Raw genomic sequence first — 22,525 nt, forward strand, 5'->3', positions numbered from 1 at the left:
CGTGTCCCGCAGTACACGGTAGCCATCCACCCGCCACCCCGCCCGGGCGACCACACACCAGCCGGCGCCGCTCAGCGGAGCCGGCGCAGCAGCGCCGAGCCGGCCGCCGCGGTCACCCCGCCCACCGACCGGACCGCCCGCGACACGTCCGTCCGGCTCACGGTTCGAGCACGACCTTGACGCAGCCGTCCTGCTTCTTCTGGAAGATCTCGTACGCCTGCGGCGCCTGCGCCAGCGGCAGCCGGTGGGTCCGCAGGTCCTCGACGCCGAGCGGGTCGTCGTCACCGGAGAGCAGCGGCATGATGTCATCGACCCAGCGCTTCACGTGGCACTGCCCCATGCGCAGCTGGACGCCCCGGTCGAACATCTCCATCAGCGGCATCGGGTCCTGCTCGCCGCCGTACACGCCGGAGACCGACACGGTGCCGCCGCGGCGGACCGCCTTCAGCGCGGCGTGCAGCACCACGAGCCGGTCCACGCCGGCCTTGTCGGTCATGGTCTGCGCCAGCCTGTCGGGGAGCAGCCCGGCGGCGGTCTGGGCGAGCTTGCCCAGCGGCGCGCCGTGCGCCTCCATGCCGACCGCGTCGATCACCGCGTCCGGGCCCCGCCCGTCGACCAGGTCGATGAGCGCGCGGGGGACGTCGTCCAGCTGGCTGACGTCGAGCACCTCGACGCCGTGCCGGCGGGCCATCTCCAGCCGTTCCGGCACCAGGTCTAGGCCGATGACCCGGCCGGCGCCGAGGTGTCGGCCGATCCGGGCGCAGAACTGCCCGACCGGGCCGAGACCGAACACGGCCAGGGTGCCGCCGGGCGGGGTGTCCGCGTACTTCACCGCCTGCCAGGCGGTGGGCAGGATGTCGGAGAGGTAGAGCCAGCGCTCGTCCGGCCCGGTCTCCGGGATCTTGATGGGGCCGAACTGGGCCTGCGGCACCCGCAGGTACTCGGCCTGCCCGCCGGGGACGGAGCCGTAGAGCGAGGTGTAGCCGAACAGCGCGGCGCCCTTGCCCTGGCTGGTCACCTGGGTGGTCTCGCACTGGGCGTAGAGCTGGCGGTCGCACATCCAGCACGAGCCGCAGGAGATGTTGAACGGGACGACCACCCGGTCGCCGGGCTTGAGCCGGGTCACCCCGGAGCCGACCTCCTGGACGATGCCCATCGGTTCGTGCCCGAGGACGTCCCCGGGCTTCAGGTACGGCCCGAGCACCTCGTACAGGTGCAGGTCGGAGCCGCAGATCGCGGTCGAGGTGACCCGGATGATCGCGTCGGTCGGCTCCTCGATCCGGGGGTCCGGTACGTCCTCGACGCGGACGTCACGCTTGCCGTGCCAGGTCAGTGCCTTCATGCCTGAATGTCCCCTCCTGGGTGCCGTCCATCGGACTGCTACCCGCGAGGGAGGGCTTGAACCGGCGCCCGGCGCTTCGCGTACCCGGGGAAAAGGCCGACCGCCGCGCCCCGGTGCGGGGCGCGGCGGTCGGGTTGGCGCGATGGCGGGGGCTCAGGAGCCCGGGGTGCCGGCGCGCTTGGCGGTCGCCTTGAGGTAGTCCCGGTTGAGCCGGCCGATGGTGTTCAGCGGGATGCCCTTCGGGCAGGCCGTCGCGCACTCGCCGACGTTGGTGCAGCCGCCGAAGCCGGCCTCGTCGTGCGCGTCCACCATGCCGATCACCCGGGTGTACCGCTCGGGCTGGCCCTGCGGCAGCAGCGAGAGCTGGGTGACCTTGGCGGCGGTGAACAGCATGCCGGAGCCGTTCGGGCAGGCCGCCACGCAGGCGCCGCAGCCGATGCAGGCGGCCGAGGAGAAGGCGGCGTCCGCGTCGGCCTTGGCCACCGGGGTGGAGTGCGCCTCCGGGGCGCTGCCGGTCGGCGCGGTGATGTAACCGCCAGCGGCGATGATCTTGTCGAAGGCGTTCCGGTTGACCACCAGGTCCTTGACGACCGGGAAGGCCCGGGCCCGCCACGGCTCGATGTCGATCGTGTCGCCGTCGGAGAACTGCCGCATGTGCAGCTGGCAGGCGGTGGTGCCGCGCTGCGGGCCGTGTGCCTCACCATTGATCATGAGGCTGCACATGCCGCAGATGCCCTCGCGGCAGTCGTGGTCGAACGCGACCGGCTCCTCGCCCTCGAGGATCAGCCGCTCGTTGAGCACGTCGAGCATCTCCAGGAAGGACATGTCCGGGGACACGTCCTGCACCTGGTAGGTCACCATCTGACCCTTGTCCTCAGGGCCCTGCTGGCGCCAGATGCGCAGGGTCAGGTTCACTTGTAGCTCCGCTGCGTGGGGTGGACGTATTCGAAGGTCAGGTCTTCCTTGTGCAGCACGGGCTGACCGGTGCCGGCGTACTCCCAGGCCGCCACGTAGGAGAACCGCTCGTCGTCGCGCTGCGCCTCGCCGTCGGGGGTCTGGTGCTCGGCCCGGAAGTGGCCGCCGCAGGACTCCTCGCGGTGCAGGGCGTCGATGCACATGAGCTCGGCCAGCTCGAAGAAGTCGGCCACGCGGCCGGCCTTCTCCAGCGACTGGTTGAGCCCCTCGCCGTCGCCCGGCACGCGGACCCGCTGCCAGAACTCGTCGCGCAGCGTGCGGATCTCGTCGATCGCCTTGCGCAGGCCGGCCTCGGAGCGCTCCATGCCGCAGTGCTCCCACATGATCTGGCCCAGCTCCCGGTGGAACGAGTCCACGGTCCGGTCGCCGTTGATCGCCAGCAGCCGCTGGAGCCGCTCCTCGACCTCGGTCCGCGCCGCGACCGCCTCGGGGTGGCTGGCGTCGACCTTCTCCAGCGGGCCGGAGGCCAGGTAGTTCGCGATGGTGTTCGGCAGCACGAAGTAGCCGTCCGCCAGGCCCTGCATCAGCGCCGAGGCGCCGAGCCGGTTCGCGCCGTGGTCGGAGAAGTTCGCCTCGCCGATCACGAACAGGCCCGGGATGGTCGACTGGAGGTCGTAGTCGACCCAGAGGCCGCCCATCGTGTAGTGCACGGCGGGGTAGATCCGCATCGGGACCTCGTACGGGTCCTCGCCGGTGATCCGCTCGTACATCTCGAAGAGGTTGCCGTACTTCGCCTCGATGGCCTTGCGGCCGAGCCGGTTGATCGCGTCGGCGAAGTCGAGATAGACGCCGAGCCCGCCCGGGCCGACGCCGCGACCCTCGTCGCAGACGTTCTTGGCGGCCCGGGAGGCGATGTCCCGGGGGACCAGGTTGCCGAAGGAGGGGTAGATCCGCTCCAGGTAGTAGTCCCGCTCGTCCTCGGGGATGTCCCGCGGGCTGCGCTGGTCGCCCTTGGCCTTGGGCACCCACACCCGGCCATCGTTGCGCAGCGACTCGCTCATCAGGGTCAGCTTCGACTGGTGGTCGCCGGAGACCGGGATGCAGGTCGGGTGGATCTGGGTGTAGCAGGGGTTGGCGAAGTACGCGCCCTTGCGGTGCGCCCGCCAAGAGGCGGTGACGTTGCAGCCCTTGGCATTGGTGGAGAGGTAGAAGACGTTGCCGTAGCCGCCGGAGGCGAGCACGACCGCGTCGGCCATCTCGGTGCTGATCTCGCCGGTGACCAGGTCGCGGACCACGATGCCGCGGGCCCGGCCGTCGACGATCACCAGCTCGAGCATCTCGTGCCGGGTGTTCATCTCCACGTTGCCCAGGCCGATCTGCCGCTCCAGCGCCTGGTACGCGCCGAGCAGCAGCTGCTGGCCCGTCTGGCCCCGGGCGTAGAAGGTGCGCTGCACCTGCGCGCCGCCGAACGAGCGGGTGTCGAGCAGGCCGCCGTACTCGCGGGCGAACGGGACGCCCTGGGCGACGCACTGGTCGATGATGTTGACCGAGACCTCGGCCAGCCGGTGCACGTTCGACTCCCGGGAGCGGAAGTCGCCGCCCTTCACGGTGTCGTAGAAGAGCCGGTACACCGAGTCGCCGTCGTTGCGGTAGTTCTTGGCCGCGTTGATGCCGCCCTGGGCGGCGATCGAGTGGGCCCGGCGCGGGCTGTCCTGGTAGCAGTAGGACTTCACGTGGTAGCCCTGCTCGGCCAGGGTCGCGGCGGCGGAGCCGCCGGCCAGGCCGGTGCCGACCACAATCACGGTCAGCTTCCGCCGGTTGGCCGGGTTGACCAGCTTCATCTGGAACCGGTGGCGCTCCCAGCGGGTCTCGATGGGGCCGTCCGGAGCCTTGGTGTCGGCGATCGGGTCGCCGTTGGTGTAGAGATCCATGTCAGGCCACCAATCCGGTGAGTACGGCGAACGGGACCACCAGGTAGCCGACGCAGAGACCGACGGCGAGGACCAGGGCCGCGGCGCGCGCCCGGCGCTCGCCCTTGGGGGTCTGCTGGCCGAGGCTGCGGAACGCGCTGAAGGCGCCGTGCCGCAGGTGGAAGCCGAGCGTGACGATCGCCAGGGTGTAGAAGAGCGTGACGTACCAGCGGTCCGGGGCGAAGTCCTGGACCACGTTGCCGTACGGGTTGGCGGCGTCACCCTGCGGGTTCAGGTGACCGGTGGTCAGGTCCAGGAGGTGGTAGATCACGAAGAGCAGGATGATCACACCACCCCAGCGCATCGTCCGGGCCGCGTAGTTGACGTGGATCTTCCTGCGGTGCGCGTACTGCACCGGGCGGGCGGCCCGGGAGCGCATCGCCAGCACGGTGGCCGAGACGATGTGCGCCAGCACGGCCACGGTGAGCACCCCGCGCTGGATCCACAGGTACCAGGTCCTCGGCAGCAGCGGCGTCCCGATCTCGCGCAGCCAGTGCGCGTAGTGGTCGAACGACGTCTCGCCCGTGAAGATCTTCAGGTTGCCGAGCATGTGCGCGATCAGGAACAGCACGAGGATGATGCCCGTCACCGCCATGACGGTCTTGAGGCCGACGTTCGAGCGGATGGGCGACCGAGTTTTCGTGATTACCACACGCCCGACGCTAGGAGCAGTTTGATCAGTCGTCCAATGCATCGACCTCGCAGTCTTGATAGCCATAAGCTATACGGATGCAGCTTCATCAGCTCCGGTACTTCGTGGCGGTCGCAGAAGTACGACATTTCACCCAAGCTGCCGATCTGGTGGGCATCACCCAACCCTCACTGAGTAAGCAAATTCACGCCCTGGAGACCGACCTCGGGGCCCCGCTCTTCGAACGGGTAAGGGGCAACATCGCCCTCACCGCGGCGGGCGAGGTGCTGCTGCCGCTGGCCAAGCGGATCCTCGCCGACGTGGAGACCGCCACCCGCGAGGTGCAGGAGCTGGTCGGGCTGCGCCGGGGCCGGGTCCGGCTCGGGGCCACGCCCAGCCTGGCCACCTCGCTGGCACCCCCGGTGCTGCGCCGGTTCCGCGACGCCCACCCCACCGTCGACCTGCGCGTCGAGGAGAACGGCTCGCAGGACCTCGTCCGCGACCTGCTCCGCGGCGACCTCGACCTGGCGCTGATCATCATGCCCTCGACCGGTACCGATCCCGGGTTGCGCGCCGACCCGATCCTGCGGGAGAGCCTGGTGGTGGCCTCGGTCGACCCGCTGCCGGCCGTCACCGAGCGGGGCGAGGTGCGCATCACCGACCTGCGCGACGTGCCCCTGGTGATGTTCCGGGAGGGCTACGACCTCCGCGACGCCACCCTCCAGGCGTGCCGGGCGGCCGGCTTCGAGCCGACCCTCTCGGTGGACGGCGGCGAGATGGACGCGGTGCTCAGCTTCGTCGAGGCCGGGCTCGGCGTGGCCCTGGTCCCCGGCATCGTGGTGGCCCGCCGGGCGGGCATCCGGGTCACCCGGCTCGTCCCGCCCGGCGTCCGCCGGACCATCGCGGTGGCCCGCCGCCGCGACGTGGTGCCCACCCACGCCGGCCGCGAGCTGCGCCGCATCCTCCTGGAGTACGTGCACGACGCCACCGCCGCCGACCAGCTCCCGGCCGGCGTGGAACCGCTCTAGTCAGACCCGGGTCCATCAGGCGCTGCCGGTACGGGTTTGGTCCGGTCGGCTGTGCTTCAGCTGCCCTCCAGGAGCGTGCAGCAGCCTCTGACGCACGAGCCCGTCCGATGGGACCGGGCGGTAGTTGGAGGGTGTCGCGAATGGACCAGCACGAATGAACATCAGCCTGTCGAGAATGGCGCTGCTCTGCGCCACGGTCGTCCTCACCACGGCCGTCCCCCAGAGTGCACCGGCGTGGGCCGCGGACGGCGCCGGGCAGCCGGATCTGCCACCGGCGCTGGCCCCGGTCACCGCCGTCTACGAGACCGTCCCCTGCGATCCCGCCGGCCCCACCGCGGCCGACGCAGCGGTGGCCAGCCGGTTGGATCCGCAGCTGACGTCGGACATGCGCAACAACCTGACCGCGTACCGCGTCTCCTGCGCACGGGAGGTGGTCGAGGCGGTGCGGGCGCGCGGTCTGGCCCAGCGCGCCGGGGTCATCGCGATCGCCACCGTGCTGGTCGAATCCCGTCTGCAGAACGTCAGCACGGAGGTGGACCACACCAGCCTCGGCCTCTTCCAGCAGCAGGAGTGGTGGGGGACGCGGGCCCAGCGGCTCGACCCGGCCTATGCCACGAACGCCTTCCTCAACGCCATGCAGCGGGAGTACTTGAACGGCAGCTGGGCCACCGCGCCGATCGGCGAGGTCTGCCAGGCGGTGCAGGTGTCCGCCTATCCCGACAGGTATCAGCCGATGGTGCCGGACGCCCAGCTCATCGTCGACGCCCTCTGGGATGCCGCAGGCGGCCGCACCGAGGACATTCCGGTGTCGGGGGATTGGAACAGGGATGGTGTGGACACGGTGGGGGTGTACCGGCCGTCGACGTCGACGTTCTATCTGCGGGATGTGAACAGTGGGGCGGCGACGCGGGTGTTCAAGTTCGGTAGCGGGTCGTTGGGTGACATTCCGGTGGCGGGTGACTGGAACAACGACGGTTTCGACAGTGTCGGGGTGTTCCGGCCGGGTGTGTCGACGTGGTATCTGACCGACGGCACGTCGACGGAGACGAACTCCACCGATTACGAGTTCAAGTTCGGTAGCGGGTCGTCGGGTGACCAGCCGGTGGCCGGTGACTGGAACAACAACGGTTTCGACAGTGTCGGGGTGTTCCGGCCGGGCAACTCGACGTGGTTTCTGACCGACGGCACGTCGTCGGCCACGAACTCGACCAATTACGAGTTCATGTTCGGTCATGGTGGGTCCGGCGATCAGCCGGTGGCCGGTGACTGGAACAACAACGGCTACGACAGTGTCGGGGTGTTCCGGCCGGGCAACTCGACGTGGTACCTGACCAACGGCACGTCGACGGCGACGAACTCCACTGATGAGGAGTTCGTGTTCGGTAACGGCGCGTCCGGTGACGTGGCGGTGCCGGGTGACTGGAACGAGGACGGTATCGACACCCCGGGGGTGCGCCGGCCGGGCAACAACACCGTCTACCTGCGCAACGCCAACAGCGCCGGCGGCAACGACGCGGAATTCATCTACGGCATCTGAGCACGCCCGCACCGACGGCGGGGCCCGGAAACACCGGGCCCCGCCGTCACGCCGGTCAGGCCACCGGGACCAGGTGGCCGATCCGTTCCTCGAGGGCGTCGCACTCGCGCCTCCGGTCGGGCAGGTGGGTCGTCCGCAGCAGTTCGCGGAGAGCCTGGCAGTGCTGCGCGGCGGCATCCGTCTCACCCAGCTCGAGCGCCGCCTTGGCCAGCACGATGAGGGCATCGCTGTGCAAGGCCCGGTAGGTCTTGCGGACGGCGATGTCCAGGGCGTCCGCCGCCGTACGACAGGCCTCCTCGGCGGCACCGCTCCACAGCATGGTGTCGGCGAGGCCGATGCCCGCCTGGCATTCGAAGTACTGGAAGCCGTTGCTCCGGCTGATCGTCAGGCTCTCGGTGAATCTCGCCCGGGCGTCTTCGAGCGCGCGGCTGCCCAGCAGGGCGTAGCCGAGGGTGTTGAGGACGCCCGCCTCGGCCCGCAGGTTGCGCAGCTGCCGGGCGAGCCGCAGCGCCTCGGCGGCGTTGTTCACCGCGGGCACCCACTCGTTCAGTTGGCGGTCGAGGTGACTCAGCTCGTCCAGTACGGACAACTCCTTCAAGGTGGATCCGGTGTGCCGGTAGTGCTCGAGAGCGGCCTCGAAGTGGGCGCGTGCGGCCTCGAAGTCCTCCAGTTGCCGGAAGACCATTGCCAGGTTGTGCCGGTTGACCATGGCCGAGGGATGGCGCGCCGACTTCTCGTTCAGTCGTTGCGCCGCCGTCAGGTATCCGACCGCCTCGAGGAGCTGTCCCCGCTCGTGGCACAGCGTGCCCAGGTCGTTGAACGTCACCGCCCGGATGTGGTCGAAGTCAGGGCCCGTCCCGAAGTCGAGGGCCCGTCGGTAGAGCTCCTGCGCCTCGTCGACGTGGCCCAGCTCGGCTTGGACGAGACCGAGGTTGTGTGACAGGTACGCCTCACCGACGAGCCAACCGCTGCGGTGTGCGGCCGCGATGCCGGCGCGGTACGACTGGACGGCGAGGTCGTGCTTCCCGGCTGCCCAGTGCGCCTGACCGATGGTCTGGTGCATGGCTGCCTGGGCGCGGACGTCGCCCTCGGCCTCCGCGGCGGTCAACCCGGCGGCGCCGCTCGCCAACCAGGCAACCGCGTCTCCCGAGACGAAGAAGTATCCGCGCAGCTGGTCGGCCAGCTGCCAGGCTCGCGCGGGGTGCCCGTTGACCGGGGCGGCCTCGATTGCGGCCACGAGGTTTCCCGTCTCCTCGTGCAGCCACGCCGTGGCGGCGTCGACGTCGGAAAAGTCGGCTCCGGTCAGGTCGACATCGACCGGCAGCCGCACCATGCCGGGGTAGACCAGGTTCATTGCGGCTGTCGTCCGGGTCAGGTACCACTCATAGAGCCGGCCCAGAGCCGCCGTTCGTTCGCCCGGTGCCTGATGAATCTCACCAGTCTCGAGCGCGTAGAGACGTAACAGGTCGTGGTACCGGTAGCGGCTGGCTCCGCTGGGTTGGAGCAGGTTCTCCGCGACGAGGTGGTCCAACGCCGGGCCGACGAACCGCTGCTCGGCCCTGAGCAGCGCGGCGACCGCGGTGACCGAGACGCTCTCTCCCGGGATGAGCGCGGCCGTCCGGAAGACCTCGGCCGCCGGCGACGGCAGGTCGCGGTAGCTGATCGCGAAGCTGCTCGTCACGGTGCTGTCGCCCAGCCTCAGCTGTTCGAGTCGGGACCTCTCGTCGGCGAGCCGCCGCAGGGTGTCGGCGATCGTGCTCTCTCGGCGGCCTGCCAACCGGCCGGCCAGCAGCCGTACCGCGATCGGCAGCCGGCCGCACGCGTCGACGAGCGCCTCGGCATCCTTCCCCTCGGCGTCCATCCGGGCGGCTCCCAGCTTTGCCCGCAGCAGGTCCAACGCCTCGTCGGGCTCGAAGACCGGCAGCAGCATACGGACCGCGCCGTCCAGCTCCTCGCACTGGTTGCGACTGGTGACCAGGACAGTGCTGCCGCCAGGACCGGGCAGCAGCGGGCGGACCTGGGCGGCGTTGCGGGCGTTGTCGAGCACGATCAGGACCCGTCGGTCGTTGAGCACGCTGCGGTAGAGCGCCCCGGCCTCGTCCGCGTCCCCGGGAATGGCGCGGACCTCGACACCGAGGGCCCGCAACAGCCGGGCGAGCGCGTACGCGACCGCGACCGGCCGGTCGTCTCCTCGTAGGTCGATGTAGAGCTGCCCGTCCGGGAAGTCCCGACGTACGCCCCGGGCCGCCTTGAGCGCGAGGCTGGTCTTGCCGACGCCGGCCATTCCGGCGACCACGCACACGACCGGGGAATCCCTGCGCGGATAGCGCAACGCCCGCTCGAGCCGACGGAGTTCGTCGGTGCGGCCGCAGAAGTCCGCCGGCGGCGCGGGTGCCTGCCACGGCGTGACACCGCCGCCTGTGGACGGCACGCCGTGGTGTCGGTCGCCGGGGCCGGCGAGAATGGCCTGCCGGGCCTCGACGAGCTCGGCACCGGGATCGATGCCGAGCTCGTCGGCGAGCCGTCGACGGATACCGTCGAAGGCTTCGATCGCGGCGGCCTGCTGCCCGGCCGCGGTGAGCGCGACCACCAACCGGGCGTGCAGCGACTCGTGCCACGGATGCCGCCCGGCCAGCCAGCGCAGCAGCGGAAGGACCTGCCGTTGGTGGTGCAGTGCCTCGCCGAGGCGCGCCAGCCGGACGGTGATCTCCACGCGCTCCTCGGCGAGCGCCGTGACCAGGGGATCGCCGCCGAGTTCCGGTACGTCCTCGGCGGCGTCGCCGCGCCACAGGCTCAGGGCGTCGAGGAGCAGGTCGAAGGCGCGCTGCGGCGGCAGGGCCGCCGAACCCGCCTCGACGAGGCGGGACCGGTACCGCACAAGGTCGAGCTGGTCGGCGTCGACCTGAAGCTGATAGCCACCGGACACCAGCGCCACCATCGGCGGCCGGTCCGGCTGCGACCTCGGCTCCAGGAGGCGACGGAGCCGGCTCACATGTGTCTGCACCACGTTGGCGGCCGACGGCGGCGGGCGGTCCCCCCACAGCAGCTGGATCAGCTCGTCGCGGCTGACCGGCCGGTTCGGGGTCAGCGCGAGCCGTGCCAGCACGATGCGGTGCCGTCCGGCGTTCAGCGTCACGGGCTGACCCGCGCGCGTGACCAGGAGCGGGCCCAGAACCGAGAGCTGTGCCGGACCGGCGGCGTCGACCTGCTGCCGCTGCGGCAGTCGTGCCGGCCGCGTGAGCCGTGCACGCTCGTCGTCGGGAAGACCCAACGCGTCCGCGAGCGCCTGCAGTGAACGCGCGCGGGGTCGCCCGCTGCGCCCCTGCTCGAGATCCCGTACCAGGCCCACACTGACCCCGGCCCGATCCGCGAGATCCGCCTGAGTCAGACCGTTGCTCATCCGGGCGCTCCGAACCAGCTCACCGAGGCCTTCGCGCTTCTGATCGTCCATGACCGACTACTCCCCGTGCCGAACGAATCGTCAGCCTAGATCCGGCGCGGCCGATTCTCCAGCGGTGGGTACGGGGTCGACTACGGGAGTTGACCCTCCAGCCGGGCGTCAGGCGCACTCCCCAGACTCTCGGCAGACGCGGCCCGAGCCGCCGTCACAACGGGAGGAAGCACATGCACTCATTCGCTCGACGGGGCGGCTGGTTGGCCCGCCGGTCACTGGTACCGCTCGCTGTGCTGATCGCAGCCACGGCGATGACGCCGGCGACGGCATCGGCCACGCCGCACATGTCGCCGGCCGGCTCGGTGGTGTCGACCGCTGCGGAGGTGCCGGGAGATCCGGCGCTGCCCGCCTACCCGGGGCTGTCGGACCAGTCGGGACCGTCCCTCGCCTCCGTCAGCACCACGCCCGTGCCGTGTGACGACAATGGCGCCGACAAGACCGTGCGCCGTTCGGACGCGATCACCCGGGCGCGGAGCTGGCTCAGCATCGGTGGTGTCCCGTACAGCCAGGAGCGGTGCTACCGGAACCAGTACGGTGACTACCGCACCGACTGCTCCGGCTTCGTCTCGATGGCGTGGGGCCTCGGCGGCAGCGGAAGCGCCTTCTGGACCGGCAACCTGGACGAGCGGTCCTACCAGATCGCCCGCAGCGAGCTCAAGCCGGGTGACGCCCTGCTGCGGCACACCGGAAACCCCGACGAGAACCACGTCGCCCTGTTCGTGAGGTGGGCCGACTCCGCGCACACCCTGCCCAGGGTCATCGAGCAGACGGGCAGCAAGGGCACCATCGAGCGCGACTGGACGGCCAGCAACAACCCCAGCGCCTACACCCCGGTCCGCTACGACAACATCGCCGAGGACGTGTCGGCGGAGGACATTCCGGTGTCGGGGGATTGGAACAGGGATGGTGTGGACACGGTGGGGGTGTACCGGCCGTCGACGTCGACGTTCTATCTGCGGGATGTGAACAGTGGGGCGGCGACGCGGGTGTTCAAGTTCGGTAGCGGGTCGTTGGGTGACATTCCGGTGGCGGGTGACTGGAACAACGACGGTTTCGACAGTGTCGGGGTGTTCCGGCCGGGTGTGTCGACGTGGTATCTGACCGACGGCACGTCGACGGAGACGAACTCCACCGATTACGAGTTCAAGTTCGGTAGCGGGTCGTCGGGTGACCAGCCGGTGGCCGGTGACTGGAACAACAACGGTTTCGACAGTGTCGGGGTGTTCCGGCCGGGCAACTCGACGTGGTTTCTGACCGACGGCACGTCGTCGGCCACGAACTCGACCAATTACGAGTTCATGTTCGGTCATGGTGGGTCCGGCGATCAGCCGGTGGCCGGTGACTGGAACAACAACGGCTACGACAGTGTCGGGGTGTTCCGGCCGGGCAACTCGACGTGGTACCTGACCAACGGCACGTCGACGGCGACGAACTCCACTGATGAGGAGTTCGTGTTCGGTAACGGCGCGTCCGGTGACGTGGCGGTGCCGGGTGACTGGAACGAGGACGGTATCGACACCCCGGGGGTGCGCCGGCCGGGCAACAACACCGTCTACCTGCGCAACGCCAACAGCGCCGGCGGCAACGACGCGGAATTCATCTACGGCATCTGAGCACGCCCGCACCGACGGCGGGGCCCGGAAACACCGGGCCCCGCCCGCCGCTCAGCGGCCCTCGGCGTCGTCCATGGCGCGGTAGATGCGCTGCTCGGAGACCGGGTACGGGGTGCCGAGCGCCTGGGCGAAGACGTTCACCCGCAGCTCCTCGATCATCCAGCGGATCTGCCGGGCCGCCGCGGACTGCCGCTTCGCCGGCGGCAGCGCGGCGAGGAGGTCCTGGTATTCCTTCTCGACCACGGCGATCCGGTCCTGCTGCTGCTTGTCCCGCTGCGGATTGCCGGGCAGCCGGTCCAGCCGCCGCTCGATCGCGGTCAGGTAGCGCAGCAGGTCGGGCAGGCGGGCGTAGCCGGCCTCGGTGATGAAGCCCTTGTGCACCAGGCCGCCGAGCTGATTGCGGATGTCGGCCAGCGCGGCCACCACGGCCAGGTTCCGGGTGGCGCCGAGCCGCTGCTCCACGGCGTACGCGGCGGCCAGCACCTGCCGCACCCGGCCCATCACCTCGACCACGGTGTCGACCAGATCGGCGCGGACGCGGTCCCGCAGGGCGGCGAAGCCCTCGGCGTCCCAGGCCGGGCCGCCCGCGTCCGCCATCAGCTTGTCGATCGCCGCGCCCGCCGCGTCCTCGATCAGTGCCGGCACCCCGCCGTGCGGGTTGCGCGACAGCGCCAGCTTGGCCTCGTTGCTCAGCCGCCCCTGGAGGAACTTCGCCGGGGACGGCACGGTCAGCCGGAGCAGCCGCCGGGTGCCGGCCCAGTGCGCGGCCTCCTGCTCGGCGGGGGAGTCGAACACCTTCACCCCGACGCTCGTGCCCTCGTCGACCAGGGCCGGGTACGCGGTCACCGCGTACCCCGCGCGGACCTGCTCGATGGTGCGCGGCAGGGTGCCGATGCTCCACTCGGTGAGCCCGGTCCGGGCCACGTCCGGCGCGGCGGCGGCGACGACCTGGCGTACCTCCTGGCGCAGCTCGCGTTGCAGGGCCGGCAGGTCCTTGCCCTCGGCGACCGGTTTGTCGTCCTCGCCGAGCACCCGGAAGGTGACCCGCAGGTGCGGCGGCAGCTTGCCCAGGTCCCAGGCGTCCGGCGGCACGGTCACCCCGGTCATCCGGCGCAGCTGCCGGGTGAGCGCGGCGAGCAGCGGCTCCTCGCCGGGCGTGATCGCGGCGAGGGCCGCGCGGGCGTAGTCGGGCACCGGCACGAAGTTGCGCCGGATCGCCTTGGGCAGCGACCGGATCAGCGCGATCACGAGTTCGTCGCGCAGGCCGGGCACCTGCCAGTCGAAGCTCTCCGCCGGCACCTGGTTGAGCAGCGGCAGCGGGATGTCCACGGTGACGCCGTCGGTGGGGGTGCCCGGGTCGAAGGTGTAGGTCAGCGGCAGGGCGACCCCGTCGGCCCGCCACTCGTCCGGGTACTCGGACTCGTCCACCCCGCCGCGACCGGAGTTGATCAGCAGCTCGCGGGTGAAGGTGAGCAGCTCCGGCTGCTCCCGCCGGGTCTTCTTCCACCAGGTGTCGAAGTGCCGGCCGGAGACCACGTCGGCGGGGATCCGCTGGTCGTAGAAGTGGAAGATCGTCTCGTCGTCGACCAGGATGTCCCGCCGCCGGGCCCGGTTCTCCAGCTCCTCGACGTCGGCCAGCAGCCGCTGGTTGTCCCGCCAGAACTGGTGGTGGGTCTGCCAGTCGCCCTCCACGAGGGCGTGCCGGATGAACAGCTCGCGGCTCAGCGCCGGGTCGATCCGGCCGAAATTGACCTTGCGGGAGGTGACCAGCGGGACGCCGTAGAGGGTGACCTTCTCGTAGGCCATCACGGCGGCCTGCTTCTTCTCCCAGTGCGGCTCGCTGTAGCTGCGCTTCACCAGGTGCTGGGCGAGCGGCTCGACCCACTCCGGCTCGACCCGGCCGGCCACCCGGCCCCAGAGCCGGGAGGTCTCGACCAGCTCGGCGGCCATCACCCAGCGGGGCGGCTTCCGGAACAGCGCCGAGCCCGGGAAGATCGCGAACTTCGCCCCGCGCGCCCCCAGGTACTCGTGCTTCTGCGCGTCCTTGAGGCCGAGGTGGGAGAGCAGGCCGGGCAGCAGGGACTGGTGCACCTTCGGGGTGTCGATCTCCTCGGGCAGGTCCGCGCCGCCGCCGCGCCGGCCGTCACCCTTGTCAGCGGTACGCAGCACCTGGCGCAGCTGGCTGACGATGTCCTGCCACTCGCGTACCCGCAGGTAGTTCAGGTACTCGGCCTTGCACATCCGCCGGAACGCGCTGGAGGACAGGTTCCGCTGCTGCTCCCGCAGGTAGCGCCACAGGTTGAGGTACGCGACGAAGTCCGACTCCTTGTCGGCGAACCGGGCGTGCGCCTGGTCGGCCTGGGCCTGCTTGTCGGCGGGCCGCTCGCGCGGGTCCTGGATCGAGAGCGCGGCCGCGATCACGACCACCTCGGTGGCGCAGCCGTTGCGCTCGCCCTCCAGGACCATCCGGGCCAGCCGCGGGTCGACCGGGAGCTGGGCCAGCCGCCGGCCGAGCGGGGTGAGCCGCTTCGCCGGGTCGGTCTCTGTCGGGTCCAGCGCGCCCAGCTCGTGCAGCAGGTTCACGCCGTCGGTGACGTTGCGCCGGTCCGGCGGGTCGATGAACGGGAAGGCGCCGATGTCGCCCAGCCCGATCGAGGTCATCTGGAGGATGACCGAGGCCAGGTTGGTGCGCAGGATCTCCGGGTCGGTGAACTCGGGCCGGGAGGCGAAGTCCTGCTCGTCGTAGAGGCGGATGCAGATGCCGTCCGAGGTCCGGCCGCAGCGCCCCTTGCGCTGGTTGGCCGAGGCCTGGGAGACCGGTTCGATCGGCAGCCGCTGGACTTTGAGCCGGCTGGAGTAGCGGGAGACCCGGGCGGTGCCCGGGTCCACCACGTACTTGATCCCGGGGACGGTCAGTGAGGTCTCCGCGACGTTGGTGGCGAGCACCACCCGGCGCCCGGCGTGCGGGGCGAAGACCCGGTGCTGCTCGGCCGTGGAGAGCCGGGCGTAGAGCGGGAGGATCTCGGTGCCGAGCAGGGAACGCTTCTTCTGCACCAGCTTGCCGAGCGCGTCGGCGGTGTCCCGGATCTCCCGCTCGCCGCTGAGGAAGACCAGGATGTCGCCCGGACCGTCGGCGGCCAGTTCCTCGACGGCGTCGCCGATGGCCTGGATCTGGTCCCGGACGTTCTCCTCGTCGGCCTCGTCCTCCTCCTCGGCCTCCGCGACCTCGACCAGCGGCCGGTAGCGCACCTCCACCGGGTAGGTCCGGCCGGACACCTCGACGACCGGGGCCGGGTTGCTCTCGGCGTCGGCGAAGTGCTTGGCGAACCGGTCGGTCTCGATGGTCGCCGAGGTGATGACCACCTTGAGGTCGGGGCGGCGGGGGAGGAGCTGCCGGAGGTAGCCGAGGATGAAGTCGATGTTGAGGCTGCGCTCGTGCGCCTCGTCGATGATCAGCGTGTCGTACTGGCGCAGCATCCGGTCGGTCTGCAACTCGGCCAGCAGGATGCCGTCGGTCATCAGCTTGACCAGGCTGTTGTCGCCGACCTGGTCGGTGAAGCGCACCTTGTAGCCGACCACGTCGCCCAGCTCGGTGCCGAGTTCCTCGGCGATCCGGTCCGCCACGGTCCGGGCGGCCAGCCGGCGGGGCTGGGTGTGGCCGATCAGGCCGGTGATGCCGCGGCCCAGCTCCAGGCAGATCTTGGGCAGCTGGGTGGTCTTGCCGGAGCCGGTCTCGCCGGCCACGATGACCACCTGGTGATCGCGGATGGCGGCGGCGATGTCGTCCTTGCGCTCGCCGACCGGCAGCTGCGCCGGGTAGGTGATCGCCGGCACCGCATCCCGCCGAGCGACCAGCCGCGCCTCGGCGCGGGCCACCTCGGCCGCGATCTCGGCGAGCGCGGACTCCCGCCGCTGCGGGTCGCGCAGCTTCCGGACGCCGTCCAGCCGGCGCTGGAGCCGGCGCTGGTCACGGAACATCAGGGGTGCGAGGCGGCGGTGCAGGTCGCGAAGGGTCTCGGGTACGGCGGGTGCGGCTGGATTCTGCATGTCGTCGCCAAGGATAGGCAGGCGCGCGCCGCACCGCCCCCGGGTTACCGGCGGCGGGCCGGTTCGCGCCGGCAGCGCTCCGCCGGGCGCCGCGCGCCGCGGCGACCTGCGGTGGAAGCCCGTCCGCCCTGCGTGCCGTCCCGGGTCGCGCCATCCCGCCCGGCTAGAGTTTTCGCCGAGCGAGGCCGACGACGGGACGGGATGGATCATGCGCGACACCGACCGGGCACTGGTGCAGGCCGCGATGGCCGTCGCCAAGCTGCGTTGCCGCAGCGACAACCACACGGTCGCCGCCGCCGTGCGGACCACCGACGGCCGCGTCTTCAGCGGTGTGAACGTCTATCACTTCACCGGCGGCCCGTGCGCCGAGGTGGTGGCCATCGGCGCCGCCGCCACCCAGGGCGGCGGGGATCTGGAGACCATCGTCGCGGTGGGGGGCAGGGGGCGGGGCGTCATCCCGCCCTGCGGCCGGTGCCGGCAGGTGCTCCTCGACTACTTTCCGTCGATCCGGGTGATCGTCGGCCCGCCGGAGGCGCTGCGCGCGGTCCCGGTGACCGACCTGCTGCCGGAGACGTATGTCTGGTCGGACCACCAGGTGGAGGTCCCGGTCGGGCCGCCGCGGACCGGGGTGTGGCCGATGCCGGTGGTGCCCGGCAGCCGCCAGGCCGCCGAGGACTGATCGCCCGCGCAGGAGCCCGCGCCGGTAGGTCTTGCGAGCCCTCTACAACGTTGTAATACTCGGGTCGTCCGCCGACGAGGAGGCCCGATGACATCCCACGTGCTCGACGACGAGACCCCGGTCGAGGCCCTCGGCGACCTCTACCGCGACGGCATCACCGCCTGCCGCGGCGCCTTCCCGGTCGACTGGGTCGAGCAGGTCGGCGAGGACGTCGACGCGGCGTTCCGGGAGGCCCGGTCCCGGCCCGACGGCGCGGTGGGGCGCGGCCCCGAACGGTGGTACGTCGAGATCCACCCCGAGCAGTTGCGTGGCTTCGTCGACCTGGTCACCCACCCGTGGGTGGTGTCGGTGTGCCGGGCCGTGCTCGGCCCCGACTACGAGATCGTCGAACTGGGCTTCGACATCCCGTTCCCCGGCGCGATGACGCAACCGTGGCACCGGGACTTCCCGATGCCCGAGGAGACCCGGCTACGGCGCCGGCTCACCTCGCTGGCCTTCAACCTCACCACGGTCGACACGGTGGAGGAGATGGGTCCCTTCGAGATCGCCCCGGGCACCCAGTGGGACGACGGCTGCGACTTCGACCACGAGATGTTCCCGCCGAAGGACCGCTACCCCCGCTACGAGGCCCGCGCGGTGCGCAAGTATCCGCAGCGCGGCGACATCTCGGCGCGCTCCGCGCTCACCATCCACCGGGGCACCCCGAACGTCAGCGACCTGGCCCGGCCCGTGCTGGTGCTCGGCGTCGACGCCCCCGGCGCGGGCAACGCCGCCCACCACGACATGGCGGTCACCCGGGACTACTGGGCGCGCCTGCCGGACCTCGTCCGGGCCCACCTGCGCTGCCCGGTGGTCGACACCCTCGAACCCATCCGGCAGAAGCACACCATCGAGGGCCTGGTGATGGGCGCTGAGTGAGGCGGCCCGGTCAGTCGCCCGCGGCGGCCTCGAGCATCGAGCGGGGCACCGGCACCTGCTCGAAGCGGATGTTGCCCTCCGGCACCATCCAGCTCAGCACCTGCGCGACCAGCCGCCCGGCGCGTACCGCGGGGTCGTTGGCGTAGAGCTCGCGGGCCATCTGCGGGTCCACCGAGAGCACGGCGATGCCGCGGATCCGCTCGTCGTCGCCGCCAAGGAACGGGCCGGCGGCGAGAACGGCGCCCTGATCCACCAGCCCGGCCTGGTGGGCCAGGTGCGCGTCCTGGAGCCGGTCGAGGGCGTCCTGGGGCAGGTCGGGCGCGTCGTCCGGGCGGACCAGGAGCACCACGGTGTGCTGGTCGAATCGCATGCCCCCAGGGTAGGGGCTAGCCGGTGGCCCGGGCCCGCAGCGCGCGGATCGACCAGTCGAGCACCGGCGTCAGGCTCTCCACCGGCGGCCAGCCGTTGACCACCGAGAGCAGGCGCAGGTACCGCTCCCGGCGCGGGTCGTTGGCGGACTCCAGCCGGTCCAGCAGCCGCCGGCGCAGGTCGGCGTCGTCCGGGTGGCCGCAGAGTCGCGCGTACCGGCCGGTGGCCGCGGCGACGACCGGGTCGGCCCGGGGCGAGGTGGGGTCGACGCCGGCGGCCAGCGCCGGGCCGACCTCCTCCCGGACCACGGCGACGGCGTCCCGGCGGACGCCCGGCGCGCCGGCCCGGTCGGCCGCGTGCTGCTCCGCGAGCCGGCGCAGGCCGGCCCGGAAGTCCGGGTCCAGTGCCAGCTCGGCCAGCTCCACCCACGCCTCGACCTGCTCGTCGGCGGGGTCGTCGGGCAGCTCCGGCGTGAGCGAGCGGCGGATCCCGGCGAATCCGGCCTCGGTCAGGCCGGCGAAGGCGCCGTCGAGCAGCTCGTCGACCAGCCGCCGTCGCTCCGCCTCGGCGAGCCCGGCCAGCCGGTGCAGGAGTTCGGCCTCGGCGCCGTCGGACCCGCGCCGGGCGATCACGGTCAGCACCGCGCGGCGCAGCCGCAGCACCCGGATCTGGGTGGCCAGGGCGTCGGCATGCGCCGCGGCCACCTCGGGCAGGCCGACCTCCCGCTCCACCACCCGGCGCACCGTGGACAGGTCGACGCCCAGCTCGCGCAGCGTCCGCACCAGCTCCAGGCGGGCCAGGGCGTCGGGGCCGTAGCGGCGGTGGCCCGTGGGGCCGCGGTCGGTCGGCGGCACGATGCCGCGGTCGGACCAGAAGCGGATGGTCTTCACCGGCAGCCCGGCCCGCCGGGCCAGGTCACCGATCGAGTAGCGCGTCGCACCGTCCATGCCGCCCACCCTGCCGCCTCCCCCTGGTGGAGGCGCAACCCCCGCATCGACGAAGCCGAGTTAGGCCTGCCTAACCAGCTCGGTTAAGGTAAGGCGTACCTAATCCGAGAGGCGAACACCCCCAGTGACCACCGTCGCCGTCCGGCCCGCCAGGGCCGACGCCCCCATCCGCCGCGGCGTGCCCCGCCGCCTCGCGGTCACCCTGGCGGCGGCGCTCCTGCTCATCGTCGCGCTGCTGGCCAGCCTGGCGCTCGGCAGCCGCCACCTCCCCGTCGACCAGGTGTGGCACGCCCTCGTCGCCCCGGACGGCGGCGACGCCACCACCGTGGTCCGCGAGCTGCGGCTGCCGCGCACCGCGCTGGGGCTGGTCGTCGGGATCGCCCTGGCCCTGGCCGGGGTGCTCTTCCAGGCCGTCACCCGCAACCCGCTCGCCGAGCCGCGCATCCTCGGGGTCAGCGCCGGCGCGTCCTTCGGGGTGGTGCTCGCCATCGCCGTCTTCGGCGTGAGCACGCTCACCGGATACGTCTGGTTCGGCATCGCCGGGGCGCTCCTCGCCGGCCTGCTGGTCTTCGCCGTCGCCAACCGCACCCGCGAGGGCGCCAGCCCGGTCACCCTCGCGCTGGTCGGCGCGGCCCTCGACGCCGGTCTCGGCGCCGTCGTGTACGCGTTGCTCAGCATCGACGCCCGCACCTTCGAGGAGTACCGGTTCTGGGTGGTCGGCGGCCTCACCGGCCGGGACGTCGGCGTCGCCGGCCAGGTGCTCCCGTTCGTCGTCGCCGGCACGCTCCTCGCGGCGCTGGCCGCCCGGGGCCTGGACGCGCTCGCCCTCGGCGACGACGTCGCCCGGGGCCTCGGCCACCGGATCGCCCTGGTCCGCCTCGCGGCCGGCGCCGGCGGGGTGCTGCTCACCGGCGCCGCCGTGGCCGCCGCCGGGCCGATCGCCTTCGTCGGGCTGGCCGTGCCGCACCTGGCCCGGGCCCTGGTCGGCGCCGACCACCGGTGGACCCTGCTGGTCGCCGCGCTGCTCGGCCCGGCCCTGGTGCTCGGCGCCGACGTGGTCGGCCGGCTGGTCGCCCCGCCCGGCGAGGTCCCGGCCGGCATCATCACGGCCCTGGTCGGCGCCCCGCTGCTCGCCTTCCTGGTCCGCCGCGCCAAGGTCGTGACGGCATGAGCACCTCGACCACCGCCCTGCCGGGGCGGGTGTTGGTGCGGGTCGGGCCGCTGGCGATGCCGGTGCGGCGGCGGCCGGTGCTGGTCGCCGTCACGTTGTTCGTGCTGCTCGTCGGCGCCATGGTGCTCAGCCTCTCGCTCGGCACCCCGTACGTGGCCCCGGCCGACGTGCTGCGGGCGCTCTCCGGCGCCGGCACCCCGTACGACCTCGTGGTGCTCGACCTGCGACTGCCCCGCGCGGTGCTCGCGGCGCTGGCCGGGGCGGCCTTCGGCGTGGCCGGCACCCTGATCCAGAGCGTGGCCCGCAATCCCCTCGCCAGCCCCGACGTCATCGGCGTCACCCAGGGCGCCGGCCTGGCCGCCACGGTGGCCCTGACCAGCGGCGCCGCCGCGGTCCTGGTGGCCCCGGCGGCACTGCTCGGCGGCCTGGCGGCGGCCGTCCTGGTCTTCGCCCTCGGGGCGCGGCACGGCCTGGCCGCGCAGCGTTTCGTGCTGGCCGGCGTGGCGGTGGCGTTCGCGCTCCGGGCGCTGACCGAGGTGGTCATGCTCGCCGCCGACCCGATCGACGGGCTGCGCGCCCAGCTCTGGCTGATCGGCACCCTGGCCGGCAAGGGCTGGTCCGAGGCGGCCTGGATCGCCGGCACCCTCGCCGTGCTGCTGCCCGTGCTGCTCTGGGCCGGCTGGGCGCTGCGCAGCACCGCGCTGGACGACGACACCGCCCGGGGGATCGGCTTGCGCCCGGTGGCCCGACGGGTCGGCCTGGCCGCCACCGGAGTGCTGGCCGCCGCCGCCGTCACCGCGCAGGTCGGCGCGGTGGACTTCGTGGCGCTGGTCGCCCCGCAGGTGGCCCGGCGGCTGGTCCGGTCGGAGCGGCCGCCGCTGCTCTGCGCCGCCCTGCTCGGGGCGTTGCTGCTGGTGCTGGCCGACCTGGCCGGGCGCCGGCTGTTCGCCCCCACCCAGCTCCCGGCCGGCGTGCTCACCGCGGCGATCGGCGGCCCGTACCTGATCTTCCTGCTGCTGCGGACCCGAGGGAGGCGGTCGTGACCGCCATGCTGTCCACCCGCGACCTGGTCGTCGGCTACGAGACCCGGACCGTCCTGGACGGGCTGGACCTCGACCTGCCCGCCGACGCGTTCACGGTGATCGTCGGGCCGAACGCCTGCGGCAAGTCCACCCTGCTGCGCACCATGGCCCGGCTGCTCACCCCGCGCCGCGGCGCGGTGCTGCTGGACGGCACGGCGATCCGCGACCTGCCCACCCGCGAGGTGGCCCGGCGGCTCGGCGTGCTGCCGCAGAGCCCGCTGGTGCCCGAGGGGATCACCGTGGCCGACCTGGTCGGCCGGGGCCGCCAGCCCTACCAGCGCTGGTGGCAGCAGTGGTCCGCGGAGGACGGCCGGGCCGTCGAGGCGGCCATGGCCATGGCCGACGTGGCCGAGCTCGCCGACCGGCCGGTGGACACCCTCTCCGGCGGGCAGCGGCAGCGGGTATGGATCGCCATGACCCTGGCCCAGGACACCGAGGCGCTGCTGCTGGACGAGCCGACCACCTTCCTCGACCTGGCCCACCAGGTGGAGGTGCTGGACCTGCTGCACCGGCTGCGCGCCGAGCGCGGCCGGACCGTGGTGGCCGTGCTGCACGACCTCAACCAGGCCGCCCGCTACGCCGACCACCTGGTCGCCATGCGCGCCGGCGCGGTGGTCGCCGCCGGCCCGCCGCGCGAGATCCTCACCGCCGACCTGGTGCGCGACGTCTTCGGGCTCGACTGCGTGGTCGTGCCCTGCCCGGTGACCGGCGCCCCGCTGGTCGTGCCCGCCCTCACCCAGACCTCGGCCGTTCCGGCCGCCACGCCGGCCCCGGCCGGCACCTCCGTCGGCGACGCCTGACCGCGCGCCGACCCCGTACCTG

General features: G+C 72.2%; 16 protein-coding genes and 1 pseudogene. 8 read left to right on the forward strand and 9 right to left on the reverse strand.

Translation table 11 applies throughout. The features are described from left to right. Positions 1–157: 157 nt before the first annotated feature. The 4 genes from AC0OLQ_RS11385 to AC0OLQ_RS11400 all read right to left on the reverse strand — a co-directional run bounded on the left by AC0OLQ_RS11385 (position 158) and on the right by AC0OLQ_RS11400 (position 4,921). The gene (locus AC0OLQ_RS11385) at positions 158–1,342 is read right to left on the reverse strand and encodes a zinc-dependent alcohol dehydrogenase (protein ID WP_484531295.1); all 1,185 of its coding nucleotides are present in this window, start codon (positions 1,340–1,342) and stop codon (positions 158–160) included. 153 nt (positions 1,343–1,495) lie between these two features. Beyond that, positions 1,496–2,257 carry a succinate dehydrogenase/fumarate reductase iron-sulfur subunit gene (locus AC0OLQ_RS11390; RefSeq protein ID WP_357333074.1) on the reverse strand — a complete coding sequence of 254 codons (762 nt, stop codon included), beginning with the start codon at positions 2,255–2,257 and terminating at the stop codon, positions 1,496–1,498. After that, positions 2,254–4,188: a fumarate reductase/succinate dehydrogenase flavoprotein subunit gene (locus AC0OLQ_RS11395; RefSeq protein WP_484531296.1), complete on the reverse strand. Its 1,935-nt coding sequence runs from the start codon at positions 4,186–4,188 to the stop codon at positions 2,254–2,256. Before AC0OLQ_RS11395 ends, AC0OLQ_RS11390 begins: the two co-directional genes overlap by 4 nt. 1 nt (position 4,189) lies before the next feature. Further along, the gene (locus tag AC0OLQ_RS11400) at positions 4,190–4,921 is read right to left on the reverse strand and encodes a succinate dehydrogenase cytochrome b subunit (RefSeq protein ID WP_484531297.1); all 732 of its coding nucleotides are present in this window, start codon (positions 4,919–4,921) and stop codon (positions 4,190–4,192) included. A 29-nt stretch (positions 4,922–4,950) separates the two neighbouring features. Here AC0OLQ_RS11400 and AC0OLQ_RS11405 point away from each other — a divergent pair, with 29 nt between their 5' ends. Then, complete coding sequence (locus AC0OLQ_RS11405) at positions 4,951–5,886, forward strand: LysR family transcriptional regulator (RefSeq protein ID WP_484532325.1); 936 nt, start codon at positions 4,951–4,953, stop codon at positions 5,884–5,886. Positions 5,887–6,247: 361 nt separating this feature from the next. After that, on the forward strand, positions 6,248–7,423 hold the full coding sequence (locus AC0OLQ_RS11410; protein WP_484531298.1) for a hypothetical protein: 1,176 nt from the start codon (positions 6,248–6,250) through the stop codon (positions 7,421–7,423). 55 nt (positions 7,424–7,478) lie between these two features. Here the strand turns inward: AC0OLQ_RS11410 and AC0OLQ_RS11415 are convergent, their stop codons facing one another. Then, on the reverse strand, positions 7,479–10,559 hold the full coding sequence (locus AC0OLQ_RS11415; RefSeq protein WP_484532326.1) for an AfsR/SARP family transcriptional regulator: 3,081 nt from the start codon (positions 10,557–10,559) through the stop codon (positions 7,479–7,481). A gap of 114 nt (positions 10,560–10,673) precedes the next feature. Then, positions 10,674–10,874, reverse strand: a pseudogene (locus AC0OLQ_RS11420) (helix-turn-helix domain-containing protein); the annotation flags it as partial. 233 nt (positions 10,875–11,107) lie between these two features. On the opposite strand from AC0OLQ_RS11420, the gene AC0OLQ_RS11425 reads away from it, so the two are divergent. Then, positions 11,108–12,490 (forward strand): NlpC/P60 family protein, encoded by a 1,383-nt coding sequence (locus AC0OLQ_RS11425; RefSeq protein WP_484531299.1) that lies wholly within the window; start codon positions 11,108–11,110, stop codon positions 12,488–12,490. Positions 12,491–12,541: 51 nt separating this feature from the next. On the opposite strand, the gene hrpA is transcribed toward AC0OLQ_RS11425, so the two are convergent. Next, on the reverse strand, positions 12,542–16,537 hold the full coding sequence (hrpA, locus tag AC0OLQ_RS11430; RefSeq protein WP_484531300.1) for an ATP-dependent RNA helicase HrpA: 3,996 nt from the start codon (positions 16,535–16,537) through the stop codon (positions 12,542–12,544). A 208-nt stretch (positions 16,538–16,745) separates the two neighbouring features. Here hrpA and AC0OLQ_RS11435 point away from each other — a divergent pair, with 208 nt between their 5' ends. Next, complete coding sequence (locus tag AC0OLQ_RS11435; protein WP_484531301.1) at positions 16,746–17,216, forward strand: cytidine deaminase family protein; 471 nt, start codon at positions 16,746–16,748, stop codon at positions 17,214–17,216. Positions 17,217–17,303: 87 nt separating this feature from the next. Further along, positions 17,304–18,134, forward strand: a complete 831-nt coding sequence (locus AC0OLQ_RS11440; protein ID WP_484531302.1) for a phytanoyl-CoA dioxygenase family protein — start codon at positions 17,304–17,306, stop codon at positions 18,132–18,134. Between the two features lie 10 nt (positions 18,135–18,144). On the opposite strand, the gene AC0OLQ_RS11445 is transcribed toward AC0OLQ_RS11440, so the two are convergent. Continuing rightward, positions 18,145–18,504, reverse strand: coding sequence for a YciI family protein (locus AC0OLQ_RS11445; protein WP_484531303.1), 360 nt, complete (start codon positions 18,502–18,504; stop codon positions 18,145–18,147). A 16-nt stretch (positions 18,505–18,520) separates the two neighbouring features. Continuing rightward, on the reverse strand, positions 18,521–19,450 hold the full coding sequence (locus AC0OLQ_RS11450; RefSeq protein WP_357333067.1) for a MerR family transcriptional regulator: 930 nt from the start codon (positions 19,448–19,450) through the stop codon (positions 18,521–18,523). Between the two features lie 124 nt (positions 19,451–19,574). Here AC0OLQ_RS11450 and AC0OLQ_RS11455 point away from each other — a divergent pair, with 124 nt between their 5' ends. The 3 genes from AC0OLQ_RS11455 to AC0OLQ_RS11465 are packed head-to-tail and all read left to right on the forward strand — an operon-like array spanning position 19,575 to position 22,503. Continuing rightward, positions 19,575–20,621, forward strand: a complete 1,047-nt coding sequence (locus AC0OLQ_RS11455; protein ID WP_484531304.1) for a FecCD family ABC transporter permease — start codon at positions 19,575–19,577, stop codon at positions 20,619–20,621. After that, the gene (locus AC0OLQ_RS11460) at positions 20,618–21,664 is read left to right on the forward strand and encodes a FecCD family ABC transporter permease (RefSeq protein WP_484531305.1); all 1,047 of its coding nucleotides are present in this window, start codon (positions 20,618–20,620) and stop codon (positions 21,662–21,664) included. The genes AC0OLQ_RS11455 and AC0OLQ_RS11460 overlap by 4 nt, the downstream gene beginning before the upstream one ends. Beyond that, entirely contained in the window at positions 21,661–22,503 is an 843-nt protein-coding gene (locus tag AC0OLQ_RS11465) for an ABC transporter ATP-binding protein (protein ID WP_484531306.1), read from the forward strand. The genes AC0OLQ_RS11460 and AC0OLQ_RS11465 overlap by 4 nt, the downstream gene beginning before the upstream one ends. Positions 22,504–22,525 lie beyond the last annotated feature (22 nt).

The organism is Micromonospora sp. Utrum1 (assembly GCF_057197805.1).